Genomic DNA, 6,171 nt, shown 5'->3' on the forward strand with positions numbered 1-6,171 from the left:
GGGACAGGCCGGGACAGGGCTGTCAGGCGGGGAGGGGCCAGGCGTACGGACCGGTGGGTTCGTCGAGCCAGGCCCACTCCTGGTCGCCGCTGACGGTGATCCCGTACCGCTCCCGTACCGGCCGTTCCTCGCGCTCCCACAGCGCGTACGCCTCCTGCGGGTCCAGGGTGCCCCGGGTGAGTGTCAGCAGGAACCGGAACAGCTCGTGCTCGCGTGCCCGGGCCGGGAGTGCGCCCCGGTGCGGGACGGCGGGCTCCGGCCGGCTGTCCCCGCGCAACGGCACGAAATAGGCGGACGTGTGCAGGAAGCGGCCCTCGGCGTGCTCGGCGTCGAGGACCGTGAGGGCGGCCAGGCCGGTGGCGAACGGCGTCACTATGCGGGCTCCGGGGCGGCACTGCGTGAGCCACGCGCGCGGGACCGAGCTGAGCGTGCAGGTCGCGATGATCCGGTCGAAGGGGCCGCGCTCGGGCACTCCGCGGGCACCGTCGCCGGTGACGACGACCGGGTGGTGTCCGGCGGCGGCCAGATGCCGGCGGGCCGACTCGGTGATCTCCGGGTCCAGATCCACCGTCGTGACGAGCGCGTCGCCGAGGCGGTGGGCGAGCAGCGCCGCGTTGTACCCCGTACCCGCACCGATCTCCAGGACGTTGTGCCCGTCCTCGACCTCCAGTTCGGCGAGCATCATGGCCATGAGTGAGGGCTGACTGCTGGAGGAGACCAGTTCGCCGTCGCGCATCCGGGTCGCGAGCGGCGCGTCCGTGTAGGCGCCGCGCACCCATCGCTCACGCGTGCGCGGGTCGGGACTCCCGCCCCACAGCCGCTGCCGACCCGACACGGCACCGGCGTAGTAGTACGGCACGAACAGATGCCGCGGCACCGCCTCGAACGCCTCCCGCCAGACCGGGTCGCCGTCCCAGGCCCCACTGGCTTCGATCACGCGCAGCAGCTCCGCCCGGGCCGATGCGGCGAGATCGCCGAGGTCGTCGTCCCTGCCCTCGTGGACAGCGTGCGTGCTCATACGTCCACTGTCCTGCGCCCCGGGCCGGGACGCGAGCGCCGATACCGGCCGAAACGGAACGGGCCGCTCAGTGCGCGGCCCCGACGGAGTGGTCCTAGGCCTTGAGTCCTCGGCCGGTCCGTCTGAGACCATGGTGAAGTGAAAGAGATTCCGCGCGGCACGCTTCAGGAGCAGACCTTCTACGAGCAGGTCGGCGGCGAGGAGACCTTCCGGCGCCTCGTGCACCGGTTCTACGAGGGTGTCGCCGAGGATCCGCTGCTGCGGCCCATGTATCCGGAGGAGGACCTGGGTCCGGCCGAGGAGCGCTTCACGCTGTTCCTGATCCAGTACTGGGGCGGCCCCACGACGTACAGCGAGAACCGCGGCCACCCTCGGCTGCGGATGCGCCACGCCCCTTTCGCCGTCGACCGGGCCGCACACGACGCGTGGCTGAAGCACATGCACGTCGCCGTCGAGGAGCTCGGCCTCTCCGAGGAGCACGAGCGGACGCTGTGGAACTACCTGACGTACGCGGCGGCCTCGATGGTCAACACGGACGGCTGACCGGGCTTCAGCGGACGCTGACGTCCAGCGCCCCGAGTCCCGCCCTGCGTACGGCGATCGAGCCGTAGGGGGTGCGCAGTCGCAGCCAGGGCCCCGACGAGACCAGCGCGAGCGGCGCCTCACCGGACGCCTGGCCGCCTTGTGCAGGCCGCAGGAAGCCCAGGGACTGCGCCGCGTGCACGGCCCGTACCGGCAGGCGGGTGTCCCCCACCGTCCGGGTCCAGATCTCCCGCCCGATCCGGTCGAGTTCGGCGCGGGTACGCAGTTCGGGTGCCAACTCCTGCGTACGGGACCGGAATTCGGCGACCCCTGCGGCGACCATGGCGCGCAGCGCGTCCGGTGCGGGCAGGCCGTCCTCCGGTCGCCAGCCGCCGCGCGGGGGCAGCACCCCGGCCCAGGGCGGCCCGGTCACGGCCCCGGGGACGGTGAGGGTGACGGCCGGCTCGTCCACCGTCTCCAGGAGCTCACCGGCCGACACGGTGACATCGAGGGCGACGTCCAGTCCGTTCTCGTACGGCTTGGCCAGCCGGGCCGCGCGGATCGCGAGGACCTCGAAGGACGGGGGCCGCCCGAACACGGCGAGGGCGGTTCCGGCCGCCTGGAGGCGCACCGCTGCCCCACGGTCGTAGTGGAGCAGCCTGGCGAGGAAGGCGGCGAGGTCGGCCGCCTCCCCCTCGTCGGCGAGGTGCAGGGCCGTCATGCGGCGACGGCCCCGCCCTCGGCGTCGTCCGCGTCCATGTACTCCTCCAGGAACTCCCGTTCCTCGGAGGTGATGCGGCGCGGGCTCTGCGTCGCGAAGTCGAACGGCACGACGACCGTCGAGGCCTGGACGTACACCTGGTCCGGGTCCTTGACCTCGTAGGTGAGCGTGAAGGACGCCGCCATTATCCGCGTGACCCACAACTCGATGTCCACGGGCGTGTGCCGGTGGACCAACTGCCGTTTGTAGTCGATCTCATGGCGTGCCACCACGGACCCCTGCTGGAAATCCTTGTCCGGGCGGAACAGGAAGTCGATACGGGCTTCCTCCAGGTACCGGAGGAAGACCACGTTGTTGACGTGGCCGTACGCGTCCATGTCCGCCCAGCGCAGCGGGCAGCGGTAGATGTGCCGCAAGATCGATCAGCCCCGGGTCAGCTTCTTGTAGGTGGCGCGGTGCGGACGAGTGGCATCCGCCCCAAGGCGCTCGACCTTGTTCTTCTCGTACGACTCGAAGTTGCCCTCGAACCAGTACCACTTCGACTCGCCCTCGTACGCGAGGATGTGCGTCGCGACCCGGTCCAGGAACCAGCGGTCGTGGGAGATGACCACGGCCGCACCGGGGAACTCGAGCAGCGCGTTCTCGAGCGAGGACAGAGTCTCCACGTCGAGGTCGTTGGTGGGCTCGTCGAGGAGCAGCAGGTTGCCGCCCTCCTTGAGGGTCAGCGCCAGGTTCAGGCGGTTGCGCTCACCACCGGAGAGGACGCCTGCCGGCTTCTGCTGGTCCGGCCCCTTGAAGCCGAAGGCGGACACATAGGCACGCGACGGCATCTCGACCTGACCGACGTTGATGTAGTCGAGTTCGTCGGAGACGACGGCCCACAGCGTCTTCTTGGGGTCGATGTTGGCGCGGCTCTGGTCGACGTAACTGATCTTGACGGTGTCGCCGACCTTGATCGCACCGGAGTCGGGGGTCTCAAGGCCCTGGATCATCTTGAACAGCGTGGTCTTGCCCGCGCCGTTCGGGCCGATGACGCCCACGATGCCGTTGCGCGGCAGAGTGAAGGACAGGTCGTCGATGAGGACCTTGTCGCCGAAGGCCTTGGAGAGGTTGTTGACCTCGACGACGATGGAGCCCAGACGCGGGCCCGGCGGGATCTGGATCTCCTCGAAGTCCAGCTTCCGCATCTTGTCGGCCTCGGCTGCCATCTCCTCGTAACGGGCGAGGCGTGCCTTGGACTTGGTCTGTCGGCCCTTGGCGTTGGACCGGACCCACTCCAGCTCTTCCTTGAGGCGCTTCTGCCGCTTCTCGTCCTTGCGGCCCTCGACCTTGAGGCGGGTGGACTTCTTCTCGAGGTACGTGGAGTAGTTGCCCTCGTAGGGAATCGCCCGGCCACGGTCCAGCTCGAGGATCCACTCGGCGACGTTGTTCAGGAAGTACCTGTCGTGAGTGACGGCGACGACGGCGCCCGCGTACTTCGAGAGGTGCTGCTCCAGCCAGTTCACCGACTCGGCGTCGAGGTGGTTGGTGGGCTCGTCGAGGAGGAGCAGGTCCGGACCCTCGATCAGCAGCTTGCAGAGTGCGACGCGGCGCTTCTCACCACCGGAGAGGTTGACGACCGGCCAGTCGCCGGGCGGGCAGCCCAGCGCGTCCATGGCCTGCTCCAACTGCGCGTCGAGATCCCAGGCGTTGGCGTGGTCCAGGTCTTCCTGGAGCTTGCCCATCTCGTCGAGGAGCGCGTCGGAGTAGTCGGTCGCCATCAGCTCGGCGACCTCGTTGAAGCGGTTGAGCTTGCCCATGATCTCGGCTGCGCCGTCCTGGACGTTCTCCAGGACCGTCTTGGACTCGTCGAGCTCGGGCTCCTGCATGAGGATGCCGACGCTGTAGCCGGGCGACAGGAAGGCGTCGCCGTTGGACGGCTGCTCGAGGCCCGCCATGATCTTGAGAACGGTGGACTTACCGGCACCGTTCGGGCCGACCACACCGATCTTCGCGCCGGGCAGGAAGCTCAGCGTCACGTCGTCAAGGATGACCTTGTCGCCGTGCGCCTTGCGCGTCTTGCGCATGGTGTAAATGTACTCAGCCAAGAGAAACCGTCCGGCAGCTTGAAATCAGGCAGTGGTGGGATACAACCCATCTTGCCGTACCGCTACCCCTACGGGGAAACGAGTACGTCAGCGGCCCGGGCGCCTGGCAGGCAGGCGGGGCCGCCCGGTCAGCGGGTCACTGTGCGGTCACACGCTGTTGAGTTTTCAAGGTGCGATGTCGCTCACGTTCATCCCCGGGGGCCCGCCCCGTGCGACTCCTTCTTGCCGACGAGGAGCACCACGCCGCCGCCGATCACCAGCAGGACGATCGCTATGCCCGCGATCATCGGCGTCGCGCTGGAACTGCCGGTCTCGGCCAGGTTGACGCCGGCGGCGGGGGTGCCGCCCGCCAGGGCCGGGCTGGGCTCGCTGAGGGTCTGGACCGCGTCGCCGCTCGCGCTGCCCTGGGTCTCGCAGTCGAGGACACCGGCGAACCGCTGCTCGAAGCCGTTCGGCCCCAGGATCGTGAAGTCGTACGGCTGGTCCTCCTGCAAGGGGATCGTCACCGTCCGCGACTCCCCGGCGGCGATGGTGTGCTCGAAGCCCATCAGCTGGAAGGTGAACGCCTCGTCGCCCTTGTTGGCAGCCGTGATGTCCACGCCGTTCTTGGCGCAGTTCTTCCGCGCCGACAGCGCGGGGACGGGACCCGTGGCCGCCCAGTTCGCGGTCGCCGTCGCGGAGACCGTGGACTCGCTGGAGCCGGCGAGGATCTGGGTCTGGCTCCGGCTGTCCGAGGTGAAGGCTCGGCCGACCGGCACGCTGGTCGAGGCCTGGACGCTCAGTGCGGCCGAACCGTCCAGCGTGTCCTCGGGCACCTCGAAGAACACCTGGCCGCCGTCGACCGCGGACGTGACGGCCTCGCCGTCCTGGTCGACGACCCGAACCCCGCTCGTCGCGGCGTCGGCGGGCGGTATCACCGTGACGCTGTCCGCGTCGGTGTGCACCGTGACCGGTCCGAGCAGCTCACCGGGGTGGCCGGAGACCGCGGGCGGGTCGAGGGTCAGCGAAGCGTCGGGCTCCGCGAGGTTCTGCGCGCTCTGCTCCAGGTAGTCCGCGAGCTTCTCGGCGCGCGGGTCCACGGCGTCCACGTCCGCGCCGTCGGAGTAGCGCCAGATGGCCACCTGGGTGCCCGCCGCCGCGTCCTGCTCGGTGAGTCCGGCCGCGCCCGCCCGGGCGGCCAGCGCCGCGAGGTCGTTCACCTGCGGGTAGGAGTTCTGCAGGATCCAGCGAATCCGGCCCGCGTCCTTGTTGCCGCCCAGGGAGGTGCCGCTCCAGGAGGTCTCCTGGTACTTGGCGTCCTTCTGTGTCGGGTTGTGCAGGTCGACGCAGTACGTCTGCAGCATGCCGCCGTTGTCGACGGACATCTCGAACAGGCCCGCGGACACCTGCTCGTCCCCGTCGCCCCCGTGGACGACGGCCGCGCCGTACGTCTTCAGTCCGCCTATGGTGGCGGTCGCCCCGCCCTGCTGCTGCGGAGTGGCGTCCGCGACGGCCGTACCGGCGGTGACCAGCGCGCCGGTGACGGCGAGGCCGGACACCATCGTCGCGGCGGCGAGCCGGGCCGCCGCCGCTCGCCCGCGCCCGGACAGCGCGGAGAACGAAGAAAACACAGAATTCCCCTTCGAGCAGGACTCGTTGACGTGGGGGGTGCGGTCCCGCCAGCAGCATCAGAAGCCCCGTGAGCTATCCGGGCATCCTAGTACTACAGCCGGTGGTTTCACGGTGAGTGAGCGCGGGCGGTTCGGGTGCGGTAGTGGCTGGTTCGGGCTCGGGTCTGGTGGCGGGTGCGCCAGCGGTGCCAGTGCATGGCCAGCCAGGTCCGG

At 69.7% G+C, this 6,171-nt stretch carries 6 protein-coding genes; 1 reads left to right on the forward strand and 5 read right to left on the reverse strand.

All coding sequences use genetic code 11. From position 1 onward, the window contains the following. Window positions 1-22: 22 nt before the first annotated feature. Window positions 23-1,018: a methyltransferase domain-containing protein gene (locus G3I71_RS34050; protein ID WP_164320775.1), complete on the reverse strand. Its 996-nt coding sequence runs from the start codon at window positions 1,016-1,018 to the stop codon at window positions 23-25. A 138-nt stretch (window positions 1,019-1,156) separates the two neighbouring features. On the opposite strand from G3I71_RS34050, the gene G3I71_RS34055 reads away from it, so the two are divergent. Beyond that, the gene (locus G3I71_RS34055) at window positions 1,157-1,561 is read left to right on the forward strand and encodes a globin (RefSeq protein WP_164320777.1); all 405 of its coding nucleotides are present in this window, start codon (window positions 1,157-1,159) and stop codon (window positions 1,559-1,561) included. Window positions 1,562-1,568: 7 nt separating this feature from the next. Here the strand turns inward: G3I71_RS34055 and G3I71_RS34060 are convergent, their stop codons facing one another. The 4 genes from G3I71_RS34060 to G3I71_RS34075 all read right to left on the reverse strand — a co-directional run bounded on the left by G3I71_RS34060 (window position 1,569) and on the right by G3I71_RS34075 (window position 5,958). After that, window positions 1,569-2,261: a hypothetical protein gene (locus G3I71_RS34060; RefSeq protein WP_164320779.1), complete on the reverse strand. Its 693-nt coding sequence runs from the start codon at window positions 2,259-2,261 to the stop codon at window positions 1,569-1,571. Beyond that, window positions 2,258-2,677 (reverse strand): thioesterase family protein, encoded by a 420-nt coding sequence (locus tag G3I71_RS34065; protein ID WP_164320781.1) that lies wholly within the window; start codon window positions 2,675-2,677, stop codon window positions 2,258-2,260. Before G3I71_RS34065 ends, G3I71_RS34060 begins: the two co-directional genes overlap by 4 nt. Window positions 2,678-2,683: 6 nt before the next feature. Beyond that, on the reverse strand, window positions 2,684-4,348 hold the full coding sequence (ettA, locus tag G3I71_RS34070) for an energy-dependent translational throttle protein EttA (protein ID WP_164320783.1): 1,665 nt from the start codon (window positions 4,346-4,348) through the stop codon (window positions 2,684-2,686). Between the two features lie 188 nt (window positions 4,349-4,536). Next, window positions 4,537-5,958, reverse strand: a complete 1,422-nt coding sequence (locus tag G3I71_RS34075) for a Cys-Gln thioester bond-forming surface protein (RefSeq protein WP_343243147.1) — start codon at window positions 5,956-5,958, stop codon at window positions 4,537-4,539. Window positions 5,959-6,171: the final 213 nt, after the last annotated feature.

This window comes from Streptomyces sp. SID12501, from assembly GCF_010550245.1.
In the GTDB taxonomy this organism is placed as follows: domain Bacteria; phylum Actinomycetota; class Actinomycetes; order Streptomycetales; family Streptomycetaceae; genus Streptomyces.